The sequence below is a fragment of the Aneurinibacillus danicus genome (assembly GCF_007991215.1).
In the GTDB taxonomy this organism is placed as follows: Bacteria; Bacillota; Bacilli; order Aneurinibacillales; family Aneurinibacillaceae; genus Aneurinibacillus; species Aneurinibacillus danicus.
In genome coordinates this window covers 1-21,534 of sequence record NZ_BJXX01000050.1, presented here as the reverse complement: position 1 = coordinate 21,534, position 21,534 = coordinate 1, and the positions used below count along the sequence as shown (strand labels likewise).

Genomic DNA, 21,534 nt, shown 5'->3' with positions numbered 1-21,534 from the left:
TTTTATGAAACTTTCCGCTTATTTTTTTCTGTTCTCTATAAAGGGTAGCTTTTTACATTGACTTCTATCTCTATACCCGTATAATCTGTGCATAGATGGTGCAGAGGCATCTTAATAAACTGGAGGAAACTACATGTATTCAGATAAACGGCTTTTCTCTTCACTGTTTTTTATGCAGCTTGTGTCTTCCTTCCTCGTCCTCGCTGGCCATTACACTGCTGATGTCGACGATTTTATCAAGTGGACATTCTGGGAGACGTCGCTAAACCAGATTAGCCGATACGGTACGGTGCTGCTGGCGATCATTACCGGGTTCTTCACCGCTCATAGCTTAGGCGGCAAGAAAGTATCCAGAAAACGCTTTTTCCAAGGAAAAATGAAATACATTTATATTCCGTTTCTGCTTTGCAGTATTTTGTATTTCGTTATTCTGCGGAAAAGTGTGCCGATGCAAGTCTCCGATTGGAAAGATGTGTTCTTCGGACAAACCGCAGGACATCTTTATTTTATTTTTATGCTGTGTCAGTACTATGTATTCGCATATTTGTGCCGCCGCGTAATTACCAAGCGAAGCATTCTATTCTTTGGTGTAGTTTTCCTCGCTATCCAATATGCATACATCAACATTGTAGCGCAGGGCTGGCTCGGACTTGGCGTTCGTCATTTCCTGCCGACATGGATTTTCACCATTTATTTGGGGCACTTCCTATACTGGTACCGCGCTCCGATTTTCAAATTTCTTCAGCGGCATACGCTCGTTCTCGTCGGATTATTGGCTCTGTCCGGATTAAGTATGGCATACTTTGTCCTTTCATCGAAACTGTACACAGCCAACCATCTGACTTTCGTATTTGCGACATTCGCACTGCTGGTCTCGGGTGCAGGCGTGTTGAACTATGTGATTGACAAATTGCAATTGCGCTTTCAGAAAGGTCTTACGTTCTATATTTATCTGCTGCATCCGGCATTTATCATATACGCCAACAAATTTATGAACAGTAACTTTACGATTGAGCGGATTTTCCACAATAAGCCTATGTCGGCACTTTACCTGCTGGGGATTTACGGCGCGACCTTTGTCGCTTCGCTTCTCTGCGCCATGCTGGTTAACCGGGGTCTGAACTGGTCATCGGGTGATCAAAGACCAAAACAAAAACAAAGTGCCAATAATGCGTAACAAATACGGTACAAAAATCCCCTTCTGTCATCATTGCAGAAGGGGATTTTTGCTATACAAGCTGCTTATGTTTACGGGCCAGGAAGCGACGTGCGTATTTCAATGCCAGGTACCGGCTGGTGCACTCGACGACCTGTGCCGGATATTCATCGTGTCTAATAAAGACAAATACGCCGTTGATTTCCACCTGTGGGAACCACGCTTGTTGTTCCTGTCCTTTATAGAAAAAGACCAGTTTCTTCGCCCGGGTACGGTGTCCGAATTTAATATTTCTCACTTTTTTTGTTTCTTTATTTGAAATAAGTTCTAAAACCGGTAGGCCTGCCTCATAGCTCAGACGCTTAATCTGCGAATATTTCTCATAGAGCAGGCGGGAAACCAATTCCTGGCGCTCTTCTTCATTTCCCAGCATAGCAGGGTACTCTTCGAAATCTTCCATCCGGGCAAACAGAAATGCTTGTTCAGTTGTAGAAATTGCTTGTATATTCACGTCCATCCATCCTCTTTTTATGTAGTATTCGTTATTCACTGTTTGGTCACTACCACAAATAAAAGAGGATGAAACAATTTTTTTAATGAAATCAAATTTGCATGCGATCTTCGAGTTCTTCTTTGGTCAGCCCAAGTGCCATAAGGTCACATCCATTTCTTACTGTATGCGAAAAAGCATTTTCTCATCCGCTGCTCTATAAGGTCAGCTCGCACCTCGTTGAATGCTTGCAAATTGGAAAGGCGATGGCCGGTTTATCGGAGAAGCAAGGAGGGGGAAGATGGAGGAGATGCCTGTGAACGGTAGTGCAACCGTATTGGTTATATAGCATCTGGATAAGCGTGGTTTTTCCGCTGCTGGACTAACTGATAAGACAGTGGATGCTTAGAGACATTTTTATATTTCTTTTTGTTTTTATTTATACGCAGTATTTTAGTGCTTTAATTAGGGTGAGACAAAAAGTTCTCCTTCGAATACAAGAGAACTTTTTGCTGGCCTGTATGGTTATTTTACCCGTGCGACGGCAAGCCCGTCGCCGATCGGAATCAGCAGTGATTCCAACCGTTTGTCCTGTGCCATCTTTTCGTTAAACGCCCGAAGCGCCTGTGTGGCTTCGTCCTGTTCGGATTCGTCATAGACGCGGCCGCTCCAGAGTACGTTATCACCTACGATAATCGCTCCACGATTGGCAAGTCGAATGCACTTCTCCATGTAGCTAGAGTAATTAGCTTTGTCCGCATCGATGAAAAAGAAATCAAACGTTTTTCCCTCTTGTTCAAGACGATTCAGGCTATCCAGCGCTTCCCCGACGTAGTAAGATACTTTGTCGCCAAGCCCTGCTTTCTTTAGATTTTCATGAGCCAGGTCGGCGTATTCCTGTTTAAGCTCAAGCGAAGTCAGATGACCATCGGCCGTAAGTCCACGCAGCAGACAAATACCGCTGTAGCCGCCAAGCGCTCCGATTTCCAGTATGTCCCGCGCACCCGCAATCCCCACCAACATTGAAAGCAATTTGCCGCTTTCCGGCGAGACGGAGATGGACGGCATACCGTGCCGTTCAATGCTGTTCTGCACATGGTCGAGCGCTTCATCCGGCTGAATAAACAGGGAGCGGATATATTCTTCTTGCGTCATTTTTCTATCTACTCCTTTCCTGGCTATGCCAAGGTATGGAAGATGCTAGCCTGTTATGCTTATTCATTCGCTTTCGGTTGCCGATTCCCTTCTCTTTATATGCAGGGTAATACAAGAAAATTTCGTACGATTTATCAAACAAACCAAATCAGCCGATATAAAAAGTGGGCAGAAATCATTGTCCGGGAAGGAGAAGATTGTAATGGATATCGCCGCTGTAGCTACCGCGCTTAAATCCGCTTCGATCGGCAACGCCATCAGCCTGGCCGTTACAAAGAAAGTGATGGACACACAGAAAGAAGCGGGCGCACAGGTAGTGGAGTTGTTGGAGAAAAGTGTACAGCCGCACCTCGGCAGCCGTATCGATGTGCGACTGTAGGAAACGCTTCCTACACAAAAGCCGTTCCCTGAGCGGCTTTTAAAACGTAAACCGGAGCTGTTCATACTCCTCATCCGTTAGCTGATGCAATCGGATGCCAAACAGACGAAGCGGCCGGGTCGAAAAATACACTTCATACACCTGCATGGCCGCACGGTAGATTTCATCCGCCTGGTCCGTAGAAACCGTGAGCGCCATGCTGCGTGAGACGGCCTGCCTGTAGTCGAATTTCACTTCCACGACAACCGTCTTCGTCTTCTTTCGCTTTTGTTTTAATTTCTCCGCGAGCTTCTCGCTAAATTCGCGGGCCGTCCTCGCAATCAAATCCCGGTCCATCGTATCAAATGCGAACGTACGCGAAGACCCGATGCTTTTCTCCCCCTTCTTGCGCTCCGGATTGACCGGCGACTCGTACGTACCGTTTGCCGCCCGGTGCAGATATTCTCCTTTTTTCCCGAACCAGGCGCGCAGCTGCTCGACAGGATGTGCTGCAAGCTCTCCGATCGTATGAATACCTTTGTGCTTCAGGCGCTCTACCGTACTCTTACCACACCCGTGCAGCTTACCGACCGCCTGCGGCCAGAAATAGGCGCGGTACTGCTGCACGCCCATCTCGACAAATCCACCCGGTTTCTTTACATCCGCACACATCTTGGCGATTAGTTTCGTCGGCCCTGCTCCGATACTGCTCGGGATACGCAGTTCACTATACAGCTTGCTCTGTATGTAGGCGGCCACCCTGCGTGACGTATGTCCGCGTGCGACAAGCTCCGTAATGTCAAGATATGCTTCGTCAACAGATGCGACTTCACAGGGGGCAATACGACGCAGAAAACGCATAATCGCCTCCGAGTAGCGCCGATACAACATGTGGTTCGGCTGGACAAATACCGCCTGCGGGCATAGTTTCCGTGCTTCATAGTAGCGCATGGTCGTATACACGCCCCTCGCTTTCGCATCGTAGCTGGCTGCCACAACGATGCCCCGACGCTTCTCAGGGTTACCGGCCACGATGACCGGTTTACCGCGCAGCTGTGGATCATAGCTCTGGTGGACGGAGGCGAAAAACGAATTCATATCGCACAATAAAATCTTTTTTTCTATCCCGGCCACCTCCTCTTCCTTTCTCTATCTCCCATTATAAAACAAGAATATATGTTCGTTAATATGAAAATTTCTCGTCTCTCTTAATGGTGCTTTTGCCTTTCAACGGTTTTTGATCCAGCATTTCATCATTTTCATTTTACTCTATCCGTTTTATCATAGAAGGGCTCTTGAAAAACGAGAAAGGAGGAGTTGGATGTTTATCGTTATATTTATTCTTTCACTGGGTTTATTTTTTGGCATTCGTCGCGCATACCGCAACACCTTTGACGTAAAAATGAAAAAAGTAGAGATTCCCGTCAACCTGCCACAGGGAAAAGAGATAAATATCCTGCACCTCTCCGATATGCATCTTGAGAATCTTTCAGTGACGCCGGAAGCTCTCTATGAAAAGATAAAGGATATAAAAATCGATCTGATTGCTTTAACGGGAGATCAAATCGAACGCAAAAAAAACATTCAACCGTTTATGAAATATATCGAGGCGCTTAAAAAGGTGAATGCGCCGCTTGGCATCTATGTTGTCTTTGGCAATCACGATTACTTGATGCACAGACAAAATGTTGCGCTTTTCCGTAAGACACTGGAGGAGCACGGCTGCATCGTTCTGCAAAACGAAAACAAAGTTCTACAGCTGGGCCATACGGTTCTGAATATCGTGGGCATTGATGACTTCAGCACTCGCCGGAGCAATATCGCCAAATCGTATGAAGGTATAGACGACGGCGTCACGCTTGTACTGACGCACGATCCGAATGTTGTTCTTCATATGGATGAAGTGCCTTTCGATTACCTGCTCTCCGGGCATTTCCATGGCGGGCAGATTCATTGGCCGAAGCCTTATCACCTGGTAAAAATGGGCAAGCTGGCGAGAATGAACATTATTAAAGGATTGCAGTACCAGAATGAAAAACCTTACTACATCAGTGAAGGATTGGGTCAAACCGGTGTTAATATCCGCACAGGGTGCCGCCCGGAAATTACGCTTCACACACTAAAAGCAAAAGAATCCGAAAAAAATAAGCTTGCCGGATAAAAATCTCCAGAAGCAATTTGACGTTTGGAGTTTTTTATTGTTATTGGCAGCGGGCCGGTGCACATACTTGAGGCGGTTCTTACACATTAATAAAGTACAACCGCCTGAAAGGAGAGAGCACGGCATGAAGACTCTTTTTAAAGTCTGGTCGTTTCTCGACGGTCTTTATTTTTCTTGCTCCCGATTAGAGTATGTTAATAAAAAGACCAAAAACATTTTCCGGGTAAAACTTCTTACGTATCGCGGAAAAAGCATTGCACTGTCAAACGGAACTTATATACGTGCAAATGATGTTTTGCTTAAAATACACCTGCATAACTGCTTGCTTATGAGCGAAATCGCCGACATCAAAAATGACACGAAGCGGGCAATATACGTGTATCAGCGTGTAAAATCTTCCATGCCGGGATTGGCCGATTTTATTCGTAACCACCCGAAAACGGAAAAAATCAAAGGCATTATCGGCGTTACGATCCTATCCCGTGGCGTTTCCCGGCTCGGCTTTGAAGTAAAGGATATACCCAACCCTTATTATCGGGCAATGAGGCAGTCCTATATGAAGCCAATTTTTCTTTTATGCCACGCTGGTAAGAACGTTTCCCGGAAACCGGAAAATCTGGTCCCTAAGTTTCTTATCATGCCAAAGGACCGGATTTTCAGTCAATACTTACAGCAAGTATAGTGTTACCAGGAGAAAAATATTTACTGTCTGACCCTCTAAAGTTTGATACAATAAAATTAGAAAATTCAGTATAAACCAGGGAGGGGTAAAACATGGCAGAGAAGTATCCCGTTCTTCAGGACGCTGTACCTTTTTTCTTTGAGGGCAGCGATATTGGCGTACTCGTGCAGCATGGGTTTACCGGTACGCCCCAAAGCATGCGCTTTCTCGGCGAATCGCTTGCGGAAGCCGGCTTCACCGTATACGGTCCCCGTTTGAAAGGCCATGGTACACATTATGAAGACATGGAGATGACCACATACGAAGATTGGATTGCTTCCGCAGAAGAAGGATACCGGAAACTGCAAAACTCTTGCCGCCAAGTGTTTGTGGTCGGCTTATCCATGGGCGGTACCATCGCGCTGCACCTCGCTCAACAGCACCCTGAGATTGGCGGCATTATGCTGATTAACGCGGCCATCCGCGTGGAGAACTTCGAAGCGCTGCGCAATGAGACAGCACGCTATCTCGATGCCATCGGATCTGATATTAAGGCACCGGGTGTCGCGGAACTTGCCTACGACAAAACTCCGGTCGCCTCGGTTAAAGAATTTCTTATATTCAAAGACCTGGTAGCCTCACGCCTTTCGTCTGTTACCTGCCCCGCTCTGGTACTCGTATCTCGCGAAGACCATGTGGTTCCGCCCGCTGACTCCAATTATATTCTCGAACACATCGGATCCCAACTAAAGGAAAAAGTTGTACTGGAAAATTCGTATCATGTCGCTACACTTGACAATGATAAAGAATTGATTGCCCGGCAGTGTGCTGCTTTTATTAATGAAATTTATCAATCAAAGGTTAAACCGTAAGCATTACCAAAAAAATGAACAAGAGAGACGGGAACACGCTTTATTTATACTCCCGTCTTTCTTGCTTTTATTGAAATTTTTATAAGAATACGCTGCTGCAGCGGAACAATAAATCAGCCTTTCTTCCCTGACACCATCCGTCTATAGACTGATCCTTCTTTCCATTCATTCTTTTATAGTAGGAACTGTCGATAAAAAATGGAAATTATAAGGAGAAAGGATAAGGTAATATGAAAGCAGCTCCCGTAATCGGCAAAGAACGGATTGCCGCGCTCGATATTATTCGCGGATTCGCCCTGCTTGGAATTCTTCTCGTCAATATGCCGGCGTTTCATTCTCCAGATTTTCTAAGGCAGATGTATTCCCTGCCCGAGAACCTGTCGCCATCCGATGGGTGGGTACGCCTGTTCTTCGACATGTTTGTCCAAACGAAATTCTATACGATTTTCTCTTTTTTATTTGGGCTGGGCTTCTATATCTTTATAAGCCGCGCCGAACAAAAAGGGCTTGCGATGTACCGACTATTTTCACGCCGGCTGCTGATTCTTCTCATCTTTGGTTTGCTTCACCTTGTCTTGTTGTGGTATGGCGATATCCTCCATACATACGCACTTATTGGCTTTTTGCTTTTGTTCTTTTACAAACGAAGCAATAAAACAATCATAGGCTGGGCATTCGGTCTTCTGTTTGCGTTTTATGCCCTCTTAACCGCGCAATTGCTGTTTGAGCCTGCTTCTTTTATTGCGCAGCGGCAGGCCATCGGAACAGAAAAGCTTGGCGAAGCGATAAAAATGTATCAGGATGCTTCCTACCCGGATTGGATAACCTACCGGGCAAAAACAGAAGTTACCGTTATCCTGAGTAATACACCATTCTTGATACCGTCCATTTTGCCGATGTTCCTGTTCGGTCTATACGCCGGACGACGCGGAATTTTTCAGCATCCGGCACAGCATGTGATCTTTATTAAGCGGGTCTGGTTTGTCAGCATGCTGCTCAGCATACCACTGACCGTCCTGGTTGCTTTGCTTCATTTTGAAGTTCTCTCATTTGGTGCCCGTCAATCACTTGCCCGTCAGCTGTTTGTTCATCTAAGCGGTCTTGCCCTGTGTTTTTTCTATATTTCGTCGCTTACACTGGTGCTTAAGAAATCGGACTGGCAAAAACGGCTGCGACCGCTCGGCTTCGTCGGTCAAATGGCGCTAACAAATTACCTGATGCAAACAATGCTTGCCCTGTCTATCGTTTTTGCATTTGATCTGTTTAACAATATGAGCCTGACAGCCGGCATGTTTCTAAGCTTAGGAATTTATTTCCTGCAAATCGTCTTTAGTTCCCTGTGGCTTAGAAAATACCGTTTCGGCCCCTTTGAGTGGCTCTGGCGTTCTCTGACATATGGTCAGATTCAACCGATAAAATAGCGCTAAGCGTTCATGCACTTTCATAAGAAATTCAATTATTAAGGTGAAAATGATTATCATTTTCTTAAATATATGTTATACTCTGCTTATAAAACCCGGAAATCGTCTGTCTGATGAATTACTTATAAGAATAAAGGGGAGTAGATATACGTGCTATATCAGCTCAGAGGACTTACGGACATTGCTGCCGTATTACTAAACGAGAGAAAATGTGGCGGAGCCATCGAAGCGGAGAGCATTCGCCTGCGCTCTGGTGAAGAATTCTCCAATGCTGTCATTATAAGCGTCGATGGTGCCGGCAGTTCCATCTACACAATCGGGTTCATATGCGAAACAGGGCAACATTACCTTGTACATGTTAATGATATCAGTATGATTACCAATCCGAGACATATGTGGACATGCAAAATAAGAAACCAAATCGTTCGTAAAGAGAAACTTGAGAGGAAACTCCGCTATCTGGAAAAATTATGCCGGTTAAATGAGGGAAGCACATTGCAGCCATTCATTGAAGAAGTCCAGCTCCTTATCAACGATATTGGATTGGAACAAATCAGAAGAACAGGAATGATGCTCCCTGTGAAGTTAATCGAGGAAAAGAAAGTTTTGCATATTGCATAGTTTGAGGGGGCAGCCAGCTTTCTTGATATTTTATCAAGAAAACTGGCTGCTTCTTTTTCAGTGAAAATCATGGTATAAAGAAAAAAGAGAGGAAAGTTGAAATCATCCTCTCGTTCTGTTCTCTCTTTTCCCTCATACCCCAAAGGTTAGCCGCCCTCCCTATGATTTTCATGTCGGGGTTGCGGCTCATCGGCCATGGTCGTTTTGTTTATACAGGATGATATGTGGTAATTATAATTATTAGTGCAAAAGTAAGGGAAGATAATGCGAAAGGGGATCAAATCTAAATATGGCTCAGCAACTGTCACAACTGTACGATGTATTCAGCCGCACAATAGATGCTATTCATACCTTTATGGACATGCTTTCCCCTGTCATCTCTGATGCACAGGATGAGCACCAGCGCCTTTATTTTCATCATATTTATGAAGAGGAAGAGCACAGATTGGAACGGCTGAAAGAATTGCTTCCTGAGCTATCCGGCTTCTTAGCCAGCGAACAGAATGTCAACAGCGGAAGCAAAAGGTTTAGCCGCCTTCTTCAAAATATCAATCTCGAAAAATTCGGGCTTCATAACTTCCTGGAGCATTTGGATTTAGCGATGTATCATTTTAAAGATCCCGAGCACATCCAGATGCTTACGTCTATGCTGGAGCAAACGAAAGCGGACTATACGCTGGTAAAAGACATTCTTGCCTACATGAACGAAGACCCATCCATTTCTGTCTCCTTAGAGTCCAATAAAGAATCGCATTCGCACGTTGTAGCGACTACCGCCCATGATGATACAAATAAGAATAATATTGCACCTACTGCATCTACAGATAGCATGCTTTCTCTTTCTCCCATGCAGATGCGTAAAGGATTAAGCGTAGGAAGTTTAAAACAAAACCGCTAATCAAAACCAGGAGGTTTATACATATGGATAAAAAAAGCAAATTCCCTGACTCCCCGCTAAGCCATCAGGAATGGAGCAGGCTGGAAGCGACCGTAATCGAGACAGCCAGACGACAACTTGTCGGACGTCGCTTCATCGATATTTACGGCCCTTTAGGTGAAGGGATTCAAAGCGTAAGCAACGATATCTTTGAAGAATCGCAAAGCGGGGGGATCAGCCTGCGCGGGGAATCACTGGAACTATCCCAGTCAACCCGCCGGGTTAATTTGTCCATCCCAATGTTATATAAGGATTTCATTCTGTACTGGCGCGATCTTGAGCAGGCCAAAACGCTGGGAATTCCAATCGATATGAGCCCTGCGGCCAATGCTTCTGTCCAGTGCGCCCGCCTCGAGGATAATCTCATCTTCAACGGTTTTTCCGAATTTGAGCTGCCGGGCTTAATGAATGTGAAAGGGCGCCTCACCCATATTCGCGATGAATGGATGAAACCGGGCAAAGCTTTTGAAGATGTAGTCGACGCTATCAGCAAACTGCAGCAAGTAGGACATACCGGTCCTTACGCGATGGTACTGTCCCCTGCGCTTTACTCGCTCCTCCATCGTGTTCATCCGGGAACAAACGTGTTAGAAATTGAACATATTCGCGAACTAATTACAGACGGCGTATTCCAATCGCCGGAAATCAAAGGAAAGGCCGGTGTTATCGTAGCCACAGGCCAGCATAACTTGGATTTGGCGATCGCCGAAGATTTTGATACCGCCTATCTTGATACCGAGCACATGAATCACCTTTTCCGGGTTTATGAGGCCATCGCTCTTCGAATCAAACGTCCAAGTGCCATTTGTACACTTGAAGACGCTGATGACGGGAAATAAATTACATGCTTATATTAAAAGGCACCAGTCTCCGGTGCCTTTCCTGCTCTATTTGAATGGAGGGATGTCATTGAAACGCAAAACTTTAACGGTCGGCTCATTAATCAGCAAAAACCGGCAAATGATTCCTTCAGAAGAGATACCCAAAGAGATTGACGTTCAACCTGCCAGCATTCGTCTTCGACAAAACCAATCGTATTTTGAAGTAGTTCCTCGGCCTCATCAGACACTGTTAGATGCCGCCTTAGAACAGAAGCAATTCATTGATTTTAAATGCCGAAAAGGAACGTGCGGACGCTGCAAAGTCAGAGTAACAGAAGGCGCTTCTCTTTTACATCCCCCGCATGAAAAAGAACGGATAAAGTTACAGCATTCACTTGCTCAGGAATATCGATTAGCCTGCCAGGCGATGATAAGATAACAAGAACCATCATGTCAACCCTTATGAGAGTCAGCGACAAAGCTTGCTCTTTTTTGTTCCATCAAATGTAAAAACCACCTGAAGAACGCTAATGATCGCTGGAATACAGGGCTTTGGATGAACGTGTAAATAAACGTTACAATAAACACCGGCCCACCTAAAAGATATCCTAGAATTAATACCAGACTTTCGACAACAATGCGGGCACGACTAACCGATAACCCCGTCTTATCAGAAACGGAAAGCATAAATCCGTCCCGCGGGCCTGCTCCGATTCCTGCCGCTACATAAACGCCTCCACCAATGCCGGTAAGAATAATTCCGATTAAAAGGATCGTATAATCCAGCCATGAATGTGTAGCTGTAGGCAGGATATTCAGCCATAAAAAAAAGTCCATGATAGGTCCGATTAAAAGTGCATTTAAAAAGGTCCCAATGTTTATATATCTGCGGTCAACAAGCAGAGAAACCAGCACAAGCGTAAGACCGCAAACGACAGACCATGTTCCTATTGTTAAGCCGTACCGTTGATATAACGCTACGTTGAGCACTTCCCACGGATGCAGACCAAGATACTGAACCTTAACGGCAATGGCATTACCTAAGCCAAAAAAGGTTAAGCCTAAGAAAAAGAAAAAATAACGCAAGACTCTCATCACTGTACTCCTATCTATTTATTAGCACGGTATTGATGTTGCTTCCTCCATTATATCGCTTTTCTCTGAAAATCAGGAGGGAAGAGCGGAGGAAGAGAGCGGCATGTTATTTCGTTACGCTCCAGTGTATGCCATCGGATGATTTGGGAACTACTATAACGATTACGACTAATAAAGATAGGAGTTAAATTATGAGAAGGATTTTCATTTTAGGAAACCTACTGTTTATTCTAATTCTGTCAATCTTACCTTCATGCTCAAATTATGATGAAAAATATCAAACAGGGCAAAAGAATACTTCTGTACAGTCCCGGCCTGCTGATAACTCACAAGTTGAAATAACACGAGGAGCCAGAGGCGGACGCGGCGGGGCAGGCATAGTCCCTCGTAGACCAACAGGCGATCCGTATCGCTCCGGCTATCGCTCACCTACTACACGACCGGCTCCATCTCCGGGAATAGGACGTGGATTTCTGGCATTTGGCTTAGGCGCACTTTTCGCAAGCATTTTGAATCCGTTCGCCGGAGCGTACGGATTTGGTTTTTCGTTGATCGGGTTGCTATTTTGGATTGCAGTATTGTTTATTATTTATAGGTTTTTTCGCAAGTTACTGTAAAGCGAAATCTTATACCAATAAAAAAAACCGAAAAAACCTTTATACCGGGTCTTTCGGCTTATATTCCGCACCTGCGCCTGCTCATCTTTTTATGTAACAAAAATCGATGTCTGCACATGTTGGTCAGCTTTATCCTCACACTGGCGTTGGAATGAGCAGCTGACGCATTCCGCGGATTTTACAGCTTGCCTATAACTACTCCGCTCCTTAAATCTCTTTTTTATTTCCTCCATATAAGCAGCGGACTTTATGCGATCCTCTTCTTTCGGGCACCATACATCTTTCTTTCCGGACAGAAGAGAAATTAATTCGATTTTTTCCGGCGTACGTTCGAACGCTTCTTCCGAGAATAGAAGAGCCATATGTCGATAACCGGTGAATTTATCCAAACTTTCGTCCACCAAATACTTTTGGATGATTAAAGATTCAGCTCCCCACTGTACGACATGAAACGTCATGGATAGGTCAAGCTGAAGCTGCTTGCTGTGCGTCCGCAATGTTTCAAACAAAATGACAGGCGGTTTACTCTCCCGTTCTTTCAGAAGGTTGCTGGTAAGGTGATTCGCTACATTGGCAAGTACAGTATAATAATGACTTTTAGACTGAAACAGATGGACCTTCTTTACCCAATACGTATCAAGTAAACGCAATACATTGGTTACCGTTCTGCCTTGTGGTGGCAATGTAAAATAATCTTGAATCACCAAATGAACGACATAGGATACCATCTGCTTCCACGTATATTGCTGCTGCTTTTTCAGTTGTTTCAAATAAAACTGATGGGGACATCGGCTAAACTCTTCAATGTGCCAATCAGCAAGTGTCTTCACTGAAATACAAGAAGCTTGATCGTTCATCCGGCGACCCTCCTTTATCTTTAATAAATTCAAACAGAGGCTATGCAGTAACGCTCAAGGCAGCAGCAAATTCTTTCCCGAAGTTTCGGCACGTATCTTGCTCTGCCGCTTCCGGAGCCAGCTCGATTTTCAACCCTTCCAGAATGATGTCCGCTCCCGCGCCTTTTGCCTGTGCTTCCAATATTTCTACTGCGGCACAAAAATGCTCGTAAGACGTATCCCCCGATCCGAACACGGCTGCCCTTTTTCCCGATAAATCGATCGTTTCCATGTCTTCATAGAAATCTAAAAATTCGTCCGGTAGCTCTCCATCTCCCCATGTATATGCTCCAAGCAGGAATCCATCGTATTCAAGCAAATCGGAAACATTCGTGTCCATTACTTCTTTTACATCCACGTCTATTCCCTGAGATTTGGCTCCTTCCGCTATAAGCCCGGCAATTTCTTCCGTATTGCCGGACATGCTCGCATACACTATAAGAATCTTGGACATCGTTTCTTCACTCCCATAAAATGATAATGAATATCAATTTCAACTTAAATATATCAATAATGATAATCGTTGTCAATTATTAATTCAAATTGCTTTTAAAAAATCAACATTCTTTCGTGATTCGAAATAAGAACTGAAATACCAAAGGTCAACCCTTCTGTTACTCCACATAAAAAGAGCCTGAAACCATTTACTATCAAAGGTTTACAGGCTCATGTTTTCCATATTCGATTATACTTCCACAGCAGAAAACCACCATGACGTTTCAGCCGCAACCCTGACATGAAAATCATGGGAAGAACAACTGACTTTTGCGGTACGAAGGAAAAGAGAGCAGAGAACGAGACAATGATTTCAATGTGGAAAAAAGCGAACGCCTTTTTCTTCCCTTTTCTTCCTTTCGCAAATAATATGCAAAGATCTGAGAATAAAACTGACTCTTTTGGTAAAAGTTATTGAATGGGTCCAACGCGACCGCTAAGTTGTTGTTCAGCCATCCGCACAAGACGCTTTGTAATTTCTCCACCTACAGAACCGTTTTGGCGAGAAGTAGTATCTGGGCCAAGTGCTACACCAATTTCAGTAGCGATTTTGTACTTCATTTGGTCCAGTGCCGCTCTTGCTTGTGGCGCGGCCAATTGATTTGTGTTACGTGTTTCGTGTTGTTGACGATGTGGCATAATCATCATTCCTCCTATGCAGGTCATATTGGTGCTTCATATTCTTACAATTCCGCAAAGGGATGATATTATGTATGCGCTATATTAGTAATTTTTTCAAGATAAAATAAAAGACTCGGCTGCGCGCCGGGCCTCTTTCTGTTCTTCCATTTCTCTTAACCAACGGTCAAATTGTATTTTCCTTGCTTATATTCACGTATCCACCGATAGATAATACGACTATTTATTTTATACTGCCTGGCTACGTCGCTAGGCTTTTTTGATTCCAACACCATCTTTACTACCTCATACTTAAACTCAACTGAATACTTTCTTTTCATTCCTATTCTCCTTTCGGTAACCCGGCTATCATCATTCCCATGGAACCTTAGACCCGTGGCTTTGCGTCCTCATCTTTCAATGAGTTTGCCTTTTCGACATATATTAGGATACCAAAAAATGCAAAGTAAAAAAATACATATTACTAAGTTTATATTATTTTTATAATAAATAGAGGCTAGTAAAGAACCCACCAGCCCAGGCTGGTGGGTGTTGCTTTTAATCATATAAAACATTCTCTCCCTCTATATGGAATGTTATGTCAAACTTAAACTCTGGTTTTAGTTGAATTTAAAACAAATACAATACGCTGATGAATATAAGATAATTTGCTTAACATCAGTAAAAATTCTTCATTCTTACACGATTTGTATTGCGATAATATACGGGCTATAACCTTGGCTTCCTTTTGTAATTCGACAACATTAAAACAATTATCGATTCTCTTAATAAATTCAATGCTCATTCTTAATTTGAACTCTTTACTAAGAGTACGTAACCCTCCTTTTTAGTTTTTATCAAAAAAGAATATAAAAACGCAATTATAATTTGAATTTATCTACGGACAATTGTAATTCTTGCGCAAGATTTCTGAGGGTAATAGTAAAATCCGACAAATCATCTATTGAAGAGGATTGCTTTTCAATGGCCGACGCGATATTTTCTGAACCAACGGCCACTTCTTTTGCTACCCCCGCCATTTCCTGTATAGAAGCTGTTACCTGTTCTGCCCCTGCAGATATTTGCTGGGAAGCTGCTGATACTTCCTGGATTTGATTGTTCACATGTTGGAAGGCCATTCTAATACTCTCTAAAGATTTGCCCGCCTTATTAATAACCACCATTCCATACTCAACTTCATCCGCTTCTTTCTGCATACCGGATATAGCCTTACTAGTATCCTCCTGCATTTGCTTGATAAACCCGGCAATCTCCTCTGCCGATTTTTTCGATTGTTCAGCAAGTTTCCTTACTTCATCTGCTACAACCGCAAAACCTTTTCCATGTTCCCCGGCACGCGCAGCCTCAATAGCCGCATTTAAGGATAACAAATTTGTTTGTTCTGTAATCTCAGTAATCACATCTGTAATTCTTTCAATCTCCTTAGAATGGTCCCCTAATTTTTTAACCAACAAAGTCGTATCATCCACTGACTTACTAATAGATTGCATCTGTTGAATCGCCCTGGACAACGCTTCATTTCCGTTTTCTACCTCTATCACAGAATTTTCAGAGGTTTCAGCTACTTTAGATGATGACTCGGCAATACGTTCAATTCCTATTGCTGTTTCCTCCATCGTACTTGCCACCTCTTCTCCCGTTTGAGAAGAGGCTTCTGCTCCCTGATTCAGCCCCTCAACAGTAATAGCAATTTGCTTGCTGGCTTCGTTTGTTTCCTCCATATTTTTAATCAATTGTTCCGATAAGGCTGTAACATGACTACTGGCATCATTTACCTTTGTGATAATCCCTTTTAGCCCTGTTACCATTTCATTAATTGCACTAGCAAGTTCTCCTATCTCGTCTTGAGACTTCGTATCAATCGTCTTTACCGTTAAGTCTCCTTCACTTATCTTTTTCGCTATACGACTAACATGCAAAATAAGTTTGATTTTTTTATTAAATAACCATATAAATACACCGATACAAATGAGTGAAAATAAAGCAATACCTCCAGCTATAACCCCTTTTATAAGAGGAAGCGATCCATAAAATTCTTCCGGGTATACAGCAATACCAAGTGTCCATCCCCAGGGTTGGTAATACTCCACATAGCTCATTTGTGGTCGTTCTTGAGTCTCACCTTGATTTTTCCACATATAGGTTAATAATCGTTCATCAGGATTACTATTTTTGCTAGCTTTTACAAGCTCCCGTACCAAATAAGAGCCGTCTTCAAGCCTGAAATCTTTTTGATTTTGTCCTTCATATCCTAGCGGATGCATAACTGAAAGGTAATTATCATCATAAGCCCACATATAGCCTTCTTTTTTATAGATAAAATGCGATTTACTTAAATCACGCTTTTTTTTATCTTCTAACAGCGGACCGTTGATATAGTCCTTTGCTCTATTTTTGGCTTCTTCCAATGTGAGCTGACCGTTTTTTACCTCTTCATCCAGTACTTGAATCACCGTGATTGCACCACCAACAATTTGGTGTAAATTCTCGATGCCGGCCTTCTCAAGTTCGCTTTTTGCAGCATAATAAGTAACAACACCTACCAGAGAACTTGAAATAATGATTGAAACGGTTACCATTATAATTAATTTCCACCGTATACTAAAACCAGTTTTTCTTTTTATCATGGCAATGTTCTCCTTTTATAAAGACTGTTTTAGCCTCCCCATATTCGCATATCCAGCGATATACCATCCTACTATTTAGTTGATATTTCCTGGCTGCCAAACTGCACCTGTATCCTTCTATTCCTTTGCTAATCACTATGTAGTTAAATGCTTAAGAATAAATTCTTCTCGTCTCAAATTTTTCTCATCTCATCCCTCTCATCATGACTCTTTGTAACGATAAACAAATACATAAATACGATGCAGCATCCTATATGTAAACAATACTTAGAACAAACAGAAGATACGTGGAGAATCAAAATAAAAAAGGCCATACCGCTCCCCGGGATTACCGAATACGGAATAGCCTTTTCTTAAATTTAATACGTTTTTTAAGAAGATTTCGGTAACCCGGCTATCATCATTCCCATGGAACCTTAGACCCGTGGCTTTGCGTCCCTATCTTTCGATAGGTTTGCCTTTATCGTTAAATTAAGTTTTATAGTTAATTAGTACTTATACTTTTTATATTATAATCAAGAAGATCAGCCACTTCAACACTGTAATAGCCCTTAGAGTCATTTCTAAGCCAATCTTTCGCTAACTTCTCCCCAATCATTTTATTGGCAGGACCCAAAAGATGAATGGAATCGTTAAAATATTCATTAGGGATTAACTGCTGATAGGAATAGACATGAAAATCATACGAAGAAACCAGATCCGTAATGTACTTATTATTTTTTTCAAACATCTCTTTATCAAATTTATCGGATAAAGAAAGTAACTTTGTGTTAATAGGACTTACAACAAATACTATATTAATATCATTCATTTTGGCATACTTAAGAATTTCAATAAATGGCTGAAGGGAACGTTGATCCTTTTCAAAATCATTTACATTATATACCTTCTCATAGTGTGCAAGCCTCTCTTTATCCCAATACGTGTCATTCCAAACTCTATATTTATTTTGTTCCCAACTGTTCTGTGAATTTGAGTTCTCTACAGGATTAGACTCTTCGTTTTGTTCGTCATTATGCTTAAACTCACCAATTCCCCTTCTTTTTAATTCTTCTCTGGAAATGAAGTCTCCAAACATTGGATAGTAAATACTCGGACTTTTTTGTATCTCTTCCGAGAAAAAAGGATAGGATATATTCATTACATAATCTTTAATCCCAGTGTATTGATGTACATAACGCATCATAAACAAATGATCCAGAAATCTCCCACCTGGTAAGCCAAAGTTGTATACCTGAATTGGCAACCCATTCTTCTGAAGCTTTGCTTCCATAAAAACGGGTATTGTCTCATCAGCCTGTGAACTAACGCCAGTAACAACGGAATCACCAATAAAAGCAATTTTGTTTCCTCGATGCTGATTCACTGTTTGAACGTATTCAACAAACTCTGAATGTGGCGTTCTTGTTTGTTTTGATAGCCGATAATGATGCATAAATTTATTGTCCTGACTCCCCTCTTCTAAATCGATGGCAAAGACCGGCATAGGGAATAGCATGCCAATAAGTATTAATAACACTGCAACAATCTTAAAACCAAACACTCTCCATCCCTCACTGCTTTTTTTCTAGTATCTAAGAAAGGTAACCTTCTATTTTCAAAAACTTAGATTATTATACTCCATAATAAGATAAAATAACCAGAGAATTACCAATCCATTCTTTAATTTATTAGGCTTATACAACTACGCCACCGTCCACTTCCGAGATAAACCAAGAAAAACTCGGAAGAATGCAGCAGGAGGTGATACTTTGCCAGGTATTCCATCTGATGCTCGTGCACGTTACTGAACGGAAACCGTGTCAGCTTCTTCGTGTTCTGACCTAAAAATTTCACCACGGTTGGCCGCTTATTCATAACGGTCACGTCCTGATTTTCATAGAGTTAGTTTGCACTCTCGGTTCGCATAGCTCATTCGTTCTTCTCCGTTTGCCTATAGCCACTTTTTTCAATCCTCGTAGTGTGTTTCATCCCATATGCTTTTTTCATCAACAAAGATTTTTTTCATATTTTTTACCTGACATATAATTTATAATGATGTCCCAACAATAAAAAACAACGAAGTATTGACAATAAGGATATACTTGCTCTATTTTAATAACGATAATCATTATCAAATAAACACTTTTTATTTTTTTGTAAATTATTGATAATGAAATTCATTACTAACTAGAGGGAAAGGCGATCTTAATGAGAAAATTAGCAAAAACAGGGATGGGGAGTCTACTACTGACGTCGCTCCTTATTCCAGTAGACACAATTACGTATGCCCGATCAACCGAGCCGGAGATAACTGTACGAAGTTGGGACAACTATGGATATGGCGTATCGGTCTCGGTTGATAAAATTCATACACTGCAGGCTGGAAAGTCGGAGGGAAGTGCTGTCACTACCATAGAATTCGAAGAGATGGTTCCCGGGACGTTTTTACCGGGCAGGAAAATTACTTTCTCGTTGCCTACAGGAATAACTGCGGAAGAAGCAATTAAAGTGTCCCATAATAGTGACCTGACAATCGAAACAACAAAAAGTACAATTACGATTTATGTGCCAGTTAACCGGCAGGAAAAAAAGTATCGCTTAACAGCAACAATGCGCTTAATAGCAAGTGTGGGCTACCAGGGGGATATGGAGGCAACCATTCAAGGAACCGGAATTCCCACGCGCAATGTCTTGATCGCACACGTAATGCCGGCACCGGTCATTCGTCTTGAAACCATTCCAAAACCGGCTTCTCTACTGCTGGGTAAACAATATCAAACAGCACCTGATCTTCTCTTTACCGAAGAAGTAAAAGGAGCGTTTCAAAAAGAAGGAGATGCAGACGTTACCTTCTATTTACCTTATAAGGGAATTTATTTTAGCGAACTGCCTACGATTAAAGTAGAAAAAGGAGATCTTACGATTGATCCATATTCGGTTCGATTATTGGAAAATAAGAATGAAATGTACGAGAATGCGGTTACATTTAAAATAAAAAAAGAAAGTACGCAACCGTCGACCATTAGGGTATCAAATATAAAGCTTGCGACGAATCGGATGCTACCAGACGGTGCATATCATCTTAATATAAAAGGGGATACCTTTTCTCATGCATTACTAACCTATGAATCAAAGAATATAAGTCAACTCTTATATGGTTTAATTAATCATTCTACGGGGACCTCTGCTGCAGACAGTAAAAAGGGTGAAATTCTGCTTATGCCAGGTAAAAGCAGTTATTATGAAGGCAAGACAGAAAAACAATTGTCCATGGCTCCATACATAAAGCAAAACCGTATGTATGTACCTGTAGATTTCTTTGTAGATGCTTTGGGAATTCGCAAGGATAATATCATATGGGATGAGACGGCTCAAATGTTGACCCTTTTTAAAGATTCGAAGGTTATACAATTGCAGGCAGGAAGCAATATTGTCAGATTGAATCAAGCAAAAATACCGATTTCTACAGGCATAGACCGTAAAGATGGAAAAATAACAGTTCCCTTAGCTTTAATGACTTCTTTGCTAGGCGTAAGTAAGAAATGGGACCCTTCAAGCGGAAATGTAATACTTAATCCATCTTAAATCTCTCATGGCTAAAGCTACGAGATTCCTGCGGTTGTTACAAATCTTGTACGTTGGACTCAACTCTTAAGCTTACTGCTTGGTTTTCGCTTTTCAGCTAGAGAGGGCGAAGAAGGTTGAATGTGTAATATTACTCTCAAAAAGCGACGAAAATCAAGCCGCTTTTGTAAAGCATTCTCCCAAACATACTTCCAATGGCGCCCGATATCCCAAAGCGGAATGAGGGCGTTGTTCATTTATCAAAAATAAAAAAACGAGTATCCTCGAAAAAAGCTCATTTTTCACTATGTATACCGCTATGATTAGCCGCTCTCAGATTCCGTATGAGGAAAGTTGAAAAGAAAAAGCAAAAACTCCGAAAAATAATAAATGAACAGGTTGTGGTGAAATTATGAACATAAAGAAAGAGGCGTGTTCGTGCAACACGTCTCTTTCTTCGTTAACCATTAGCTATTATTCGTTTTCAACTTTTCCCTGATGATGTTTTTGGAATTGCGCTTTTAGCTCATCCACCGTAACGCCCTTTTGTTTTGCCAGTTCTTCAAGTTTCGCTTCACGGTCTTTTTGGAATTGTGCTTTTAGCTCATCCACCGTAATGCCCTTTTGTTTTGCCAGTTCTTCAAGGTTTACTTTTTGATGATGTGCAAAACGGAAATCTTTAGAAGGATGATTTGTTTGTGTCGTTGTCTCTGCAGCAAAAACAGAGCTGAATGATGCAAGTGCGAATACAGCACCTAATGTTGTCGCAGCTACTTTCTTTTTCATTTTCATTGGTTCATGTCCTCCTATCTGATTTTGTTTTTATCTTGCTTACATACATAATATAACGAATCAATGTGGGAAAACTGTCACGCAATTGTGTGAAATTGTGAAAAAAAGAATGAACCAAGGGTATTGATTATACAGTATGATCCAGGGTATCTAACTGTTGATGGCTATTTTTTC

The 21,534-nt window shown here is 42.2% G+C and carries 24 protein-coding genes and 2 riboswitches; of the genes, 11 read left to right on the top strand and 13 right to left on the bottom strand.

Translation table 11 applies throughout. From position 1 onward, the window contains the following. Nucleotides 1–133 precede the first annotated feature (133 nt). Entirely contained in the window at nt 134–1,177 is a 1,044-nt protein-coding gene (locus ADA01nite_RS05800) for an acyltransferase family protein (RefSeq protein WP_146809016.1), read from the top strand. A gap of 52 nt (nt 1,178–1,229) precedes the next feature. Here ADA01nite_RS05800 and ADA01nite_RS05795 read toward each other — a convergent pair whose 3' ends face one another. Then, a complete protein-coding gene (locus ADA01nite_RS05795; RefSeq protein WP_146809015.1) occupies nt 1,230–1,667 on the bottom strand; it encodes a hypothetical protein in 438 nt (145 codons plus the stop codon). 504 nt (nt 1,668–2,171) lie between these two features. After that, the gene (locus ADA01nite_RS05790; RefSeq protein WP_146809014.1) at nt 2,172–2,801 is read right to left on the bottom strand and encodes an O-methyltransferase; all 630 of its coding nucleotides are present in this window, start codon (nt 2,799–2,801) and stop codon (nt 2,172–2,174) included. Between the two features lie 202 nt (nt 2,802–3,003). On the opposite strand from ADA01nite_RS05790, the gene ADA01nite_RS21920 reads away from it, so the two are divergent. Continuing rightward, nucleotides 3,004–3,180: a YjfB family protein gene (locus ADA01nite_RS21920; RefSeq protein WP_170230157.1), complete on the top strand. Its 177-nt coding sequence runs from the start codon at nt 3,004–3,006 to the stop codon at nt 3,178–3,180. A 39-nt stretch (nt 3,181–3,219) separates the two neighbouring features. On the opposite strand, the gene dinB is transcribed toward ADA01nite_RS21920, so the two are convergent. Further along, on the bottom strand, nt 3,220–4,293 hold the full coding sequence (gene dinB / locus ADA01nite_RS05780) for a DNA polymerase IV (protein ID WP_146809012.1): 1,074 nt from the start codon (nt 4,291–4,293) through the stop codon (nt 3,220–3,222). A gap of 187 nt (nt 4,294–4,480) precedes the next feature. On the opposite strand from dinB, the gene ADA01nite_RS05775 reads away from it, so the two are divergent. The 8 genes from ADA01nite_RS05775 to ADA01nite_RS05740 all read left to right on the top strand — a co-directional run bounded on the left by ADA01nite_RS05775 (nt 4,481) and on the right by ADA01nite_RS05740 (nt 11,092). Next, nucleotides 4,481–5,320 (top strand): metallophosphoesterase, encoded by an 840-nt coding sequence (locus tag ADA01nite_RS05775; RefSeq protein ID WP_146809011.1) that lies wholly within the window; start codon nt 4,481–4,483, stop codon nt 5,318–5,320. Between the two features lie 124 nt (nt 5,321–5,444). Continuing rightward, a complete protein-coding gene (locus ADA01nite_RS05770; protein ID WP_146809010.1) occupies nt 5,445–6,002 on the top strand; it encodes a YkoP family protein in 558 nt (185 codons plus the stop codon). Between the two features lie 92 nt (nt 6,003–6,094). After that, nucleotides 6,095–6,853, top strand: a complete 759-nt coding sequence (locus ADA01nite_RS05765) for an alpha/beta hydrolase (protein WP_146809009.1) — start codon at nt 6,095–6,097, stop codon at nt 6,851–6,853. Nucleotides 6,854–7,083: 230 nt separating this feature from the next. Further along, nucleotides 7,084–8,274 carry a DUF418 domain-containing protein gene (locus tag ADA01nite_RS05760; protein WP_146809008.1) on the top strand — a complete coding sequence of 397 codons (1,191 nt, stop codon included), beginning with the start codon at nt 7,084–7,086 and terminating at the stop codon, nt 8,272–8,274. A 150-nt stretch (nt 8,275–8,424) separates the two neighbouring features. Then, complete coding sequence (locus ADA01nite_RS05755; protein ID WP_146809007.1) at nt 8,425–8,895, top strand: hypothetical protein; 471 nt, start codon at nt 8,425–8,427, stop codon at nt 8,893–8,895. Between the two features lie 289 nt (nt 8,896–9,184). Then, a complete protein-coding gene (locus ADA01nite_RS05750; RefSeq protein WP_146809006.1) occupies nt 9,185–9,793 on the top strand; it encodes an IMEF encapsulin system ferritin-like cargo protein in 609 nt (202 codons plus the stop codon). A 23-nt stretch (nt 9,794–9,816) separates the two neighbouring features. Further along, nucleotides 9,817–10,671 (top strand): family 1 encapsulin nanocompartment shell protein, encoded by an 855-nt coding sequence (locus ADA01nite_RS05745; RefSeq protein WP_146809005.1) that lies wholly within the window; start codon nt 9,817–9,819, stop codon nt 10,669–10,671. Between the two features lie 70 nt (nt 10,672–10,741). Continuing rightward, nucleotides 10,742–11,092: a 2Fe-2S iron-sulfur cluster-binding protein gene (locus ADA01nite_RS05740; protein ID WP_170230156.1), complete on the top strand. Its 351-nt coding sequence runs from the start codon at nt 10,742–10,744 to the stop codon at nt 11,090–11,092. A gap of 14 nt (nt 11,093–11,106) precedes the next feature. Here the strand turns inward: ADA01nite_RS05740 and ADA01nite_RS05735 are convergent, their stop codons facing one another. The 9 genes from ADA01nite_RS05735 to ADA01nite_RS05700 all read right to left on the bottom strand — a co-directional run bounded on the left by ADA01nite_RS05735 (nt 11,107) and on the right by ADA01nite_RS05700 (nt 18,565). Further along, on the bottom strand, nt 11,107–11,748 hold the full coding sequence (locus ADA01nite_RS05735; RefSeq protein ID WP_146809003.1) for a YczE/YyaS/YitT family protein: 642 nt from the start codon (nt 11,746–11,748) through the stop codon (nt 11,107–11,109). A gap of 225 nt (nt 11,749–11,973) precedes the next feature. After that, nucleotides 11,974–12,177, bottom strand: a complete 204-nt coding sequence (locus tag ADA01nite_RS05730) for a hypothetical protein (RefSeq protein ID WP_146809002.1) — start codon at nt 12,175–12,177, stop codon at nt 11,974–11,976. 277 nt (nt 12,178–12,454) lie between these two features. Further along, nucleotides 12,455–13,222, bottom strand: coding sequence for a hypothetical protein (locus tag ADA01nite_RS05725; protein WP_146809001.1), 768 nt, complete (start codon nt 13,220–13,222; stop codon nt 12,455–12,457). Nucleotides 13,223–13,262: 40 nt separating this feature from the next. Beyond that, nucleotides 13,263–13,715 carry a flavodoxin gene (locus ADA01nite_RS05720; protein WP_146809000.1) on the bottom strand — a complete coding sequence of 151 codons (453 nt, stop codon included), beginning with the start codon at nt 13,713–13,715 and terminating at the stop codon, nt 13,263–13,265. Nucleotides 13,716–14,167: 452 nt separating this feature from the next. Then, nucleotides 14,168–14,395, bottom strand: coding sequence for an alpha/beta-type small acid-soluble spore protein (locus tag ADA01nite_RS05715; protein ID WP_146808999.1), 228 nt, complete (start codon nt 14,393–14,395; stop codon nt 14,168–14,170). Nucleotides 14,396–14,550: 155 nt separating this feature from the next. Continuing rightward, a complete protein-coding gene (locus ADA01nite_RS23015) occupies nt 14,551–14,715 on the bottom strand; it encodes a transposase (protein WP_146808998.1) in 165 nt (54 codons plus the stop codon). 12 nt (nt 14,716–14,727) lie between these two features. Then, nucleotides 14,728–14,815: riboswitch (cyclic di-GMP riboswitch) on the bottom strand. Between the two features lie 440 nt (nt 14,816–15,255). Further along, the gene (locus ADA01nite_RS05705; protein ID WP_146808997.1) at nt 15,256–17,022 is read right to left on the bottom strand and encodes a methyl-accepting chemotaxis protein; all 1,767 of its coding nucleotides are present in this window, start codon (nt 17,020–17,022) and stop codon (nt 15,256–15,258) included. Further along, nucleotides 16,997–17,158 carry a helix-turn-helix domain-containing protein gene (locus ADA01nite_RS23010; protein WP_371863539.1) on the bottom strand — a complete coding sequence of 54 codons (162 nt, stop codon included), beginning with the start codon at nt 17,156–17,158 and terminating at the stop codon, nt 16,997–16,999. The genes ADA01nite_RS05705 and ADA01nite_RS23010 overlap by 26 nt, the downstream gene beginning before the upstream one ends. Before the next feature lie 245 nt (nt 17,159–17,403). Beyond that, nucleotides 17,404–17,491, bottom strand: a riboswitch (cyclic di-GMP riboswitch). Nucleotides 17,492–17,506: 15 nt separating this feature from the next. Continuing rightward, entirely contained in the window at nt 17,507–18,565 is a 1,059-nt protein-coding gene (locus tag ADA01nite_RS05700; protein WP_146808996.1) for an SGNH/GDSL hydrolase family protein, read from the bottom strand. Nucleotides 18,566–19,212: 647 nt separating this feature from the next. Here ADA01nite_RS05700 and ADA01nite_RS05695 point away from each other — a divergent pair. Next, nucleotides 19,213–20,589 carry a stalk domain-containing protein gene (locus tag ADA01nite_RS05695; RefSeq protein ID WP_146808995.1) on the top strand — a complete coding sequence of 459 codons (1,377 nt, stop codon included), beginning with the start codon at nt 19,213–19,215 and terminating at the stop codon, nt 20,587–20,589. 453 nt (nt 20,590–21,042) lie between these two features. Here ADA01nite_RS05695 and ADA01nite_RS05690 read toward each other — a convergent pair whose 3' ends face one another. Further along, on the bottom strand, nt 21,043–21,360 hold the full coding sequence (locus ADA01nite_RS05690) for a hypothetical protein (protein WP_146808994.1): 318 nt from the start codon (nt 21,358–21,360) through the stop codon (nt 21,043–21,045). Nucleotides 21,361–21,534: the final 174 nt, after the last annotated feature.

What these genes read in the sequence shown, in the direction of transcription:
- ADA01nite_RS05800 (WP_146809016.1), top strand. Translation starts at nt 134, where the DNA reads ATGTATTCAGATAAACGGCTTTTCTCTTCACTGTTTTTTATGCAGCTT.
- ADA01nite_RS05790 (WP_146809014.1), bottom strand. Translation starts at nt 2,801, where the DNA reads ATGACGCAAGAAGAATATATCCGCTCCCTGTTTATTCAGCCGGATGAA.
- ADA01nite_RS21920 (WP_170230157.1), top strand. Translation starts at nt 3,004, where the DNA reads ATGGATATCGCCGCTGTAGCTACCGCGCTTAAATCCGCTTCGATCGGC.
- ADA01nite_RS05775 (WP_146809011.1), top strand. Translation starts at nt 4,481, where the DNA reads ATGTTTATCGTTATATTTATTCTTTCACTGGGTTTATTTTTTGGCATT.
- ADA01nite_RS05770 (WP_146809010.1), top strand. Translation starts at nt 5,445, where the DNA reads ATGAAGACTCTTTTTAAAGTCTGGTCGTTTCTCGACGGTCTTTATTTT.
- ADA01nite_RS05765 (WP_146809009.1), top strand. Translation starts at nt 6,095, where the DNA reads ATGGCAGAGAAGTATCCCGTTCTTCAGGACGCTGTACCTTTTTTCTTT.
- ADA01nite_RS05760 (WP_146809008.1), top strand. Translation starts at nt 7,084, where the DNA reads ATGAAAGCAGCTCCCGTAATCGGCAAAGAACGGATTGCCGCGCTCGAT.
- ADA01nite_RS05750 (WP_146809006.1), top strand. Translation starts at nt 9,185, where the DNA reads ATGGCTCAGCAACTGTCACAACTGTACGATGTATTCAGCCGCACAATA.
- ADA01nite_RS05745 (WP_146809005.1), top strand. Translation starts at nt 9,817, where the DNA reads ATGGATAAAAAAAGCAAATTCCCTGACTCCCCGCTAAGCCATCAGGAA.
- ADA01nite_RS05735 (WP_146809003.1), bottom strand. Translation starts at nt 11,748, where the DNA reads ATGAGAGTCTTGCGTTATTTTTTCTTTTTCTTAGGCTTAACCTTTTTT.
- ADA01nite_RS05725 (WP_146809001.1), bottom strand. Translation starts at nt 13,222, where the DNA reads ATGAACGATCAAGCTTCTTGTATTTCAGTGAAGACACTTGCTGATTGG.
- ADA01nite_RS05720 (WP_146809000.1), bottom strand. Translation starts at nt 13,715, where the DNA reads ATGTCCAAGATTCTTATAGTGTATGCGAGCATGTCCGGCAATACGGAA.
- ADA01nite_RS05715 (WP_146808999.1), bottom strand. Translation starts at nt 14,395, where the DNA reads ATGCCACATCGTCAACAACACGAAACACGTAACACAAATCAATTGGCC.
- ADA01nite_RS23015 (WP_146808998.1), bottom strand. Translation starts at nt 14,715, where the DNA reads ATGAAAAGAAAGTATTCAGTTGAGTTTAAGTATGAGGTAGTAAAGATG.
- ADA01nite_RS05705 (WP_146808997.1), bottom strand. Translation starts at nt 17,022, where the DNA reads ATGATAAAAAGAAAAACTGGTTTTAGTATACGGTGGAAATTAATTATA.
- ADA01nite_RS05695 (WP_146808995.1), top strand. Translation starts at nt 19,213, where the DNA reads ATGAGAAAATTAGCAAAAACAGGGATGGGGAGTCTACTACTGACGTCG.
- ADA01nite_RS05690 (WP_146808994.1), bottom strand. Translation starts at nt 21,360, where the DNA reads ATGAAAATGAAAAAGAAAGTAGCTGCGACAACATTAGGTGCTGTATTC.